We start from the raw sequence: 1,024 nt of genomic DNA, 5'->3' as shown, positions 1-1,024 counted from the left end.
CATCAGGTTTGGTGGCGATAGCGAAGAGGTCACACCCGTTCCCATACCGAACACGGAAGTTAAGCTCTTCAGCGCCGATGGTAGTTGGGGGTCTCCCCCTGTGAGAGTAGGACGCCGCCAAGCTTTTCTAAGGATCAGTTCCATTCGGAACTGGTCTTTTTTGTGTTTTTGAAAAAATTACTTCTATTAAATCACTTTGTAAAGTGAGAAGTGATGATTTAGTAAATGCCTCATCGATAAGTTAATCTTTCCGTCCGTCTTACTTTCACTACGCAGCTGTTATGTGGGTCAGCTGTTCAATTCGTTTAGGATGCAGATCAAAAGCATAGAAAGCAGATAATAAGAATTTTCTTTGGCAGCCAGATATAGATGGCTGTTTAGAGACACACTAGATGACTGAGTATCGCCAAAGAACATAGAACACCTACAGTTGAATTTTTCGCTCTAAGGAAGAACAGAAAGAATCAACAACTAGCTTGTTACCCTTAGTAACACTTTGATATTGAAGATAGTAAAGAACAGCATCATTTACGGATATTTTTACATGAAAATGATTTCTCAGAAAAATAAAATAATAAATGAATTCCTTCTTTAGATAATTTGTATGAGAAGATATATTGAATAAAATAAGCATATAAAAAGCTTGAAAAGGGTAATTTCACATCAATAAAGCTTTATTAGAGACCTTTTTAACAAAAAAACATAAAAAGATGAAAAAAAGACTTTTAAAATGATGAGACAAGTGGTAGAATTCTTTAGGTGCCTTAACGAAAAGATGAAAAAAACAACGTTAAAATAAATTCAAAAATTATTTTAAAAAAGTCTTTACAAACAATATCTTATCGTTATATAATACTATTTGTCGGATCGAGAGACATTCGAAATGACAACACAATATGGAGGATTAGCTCAGCTGGGAGAGCATCTGCCTTACAAGCAGAGGGTCGGCGGTTCGAGCCCGTCATCCTCCACCATATTTATTCTTACATAATGTTAGGATAGATAAAGCCGGTGTAGCTCAACT

General features: G+C 35.6%; 1 tRNA gene and 1 rRNA gene. Both read left to right on the top strand.

What is annotated here, in order from left to right:
• Positions 1-7 precede the first annotated feature (7 nt).
• Positions 8-123, top strand: a 5S ribosomal RNA gene (gene rrf / locus C6W21_RS18850).
• Between the two features lie 775 nt (positions 124-898).
• Positions 899-974, top strand: a tRNA-Val gene (locus C6W21_RS18845).
• Positions 975-1,024: the final 50 nt, after the last annotated feature.

Source organism: Bacillus sp. NMCN1, assembly GCF_002998085.1.
Lineage (GTDB): Bacteria > Bacillota > Bacilli > Bacillales > Bacillaceae > Bacillus.
This window is presented reverse-complemented; position numbering and strand designations above follow the sequence as displayed.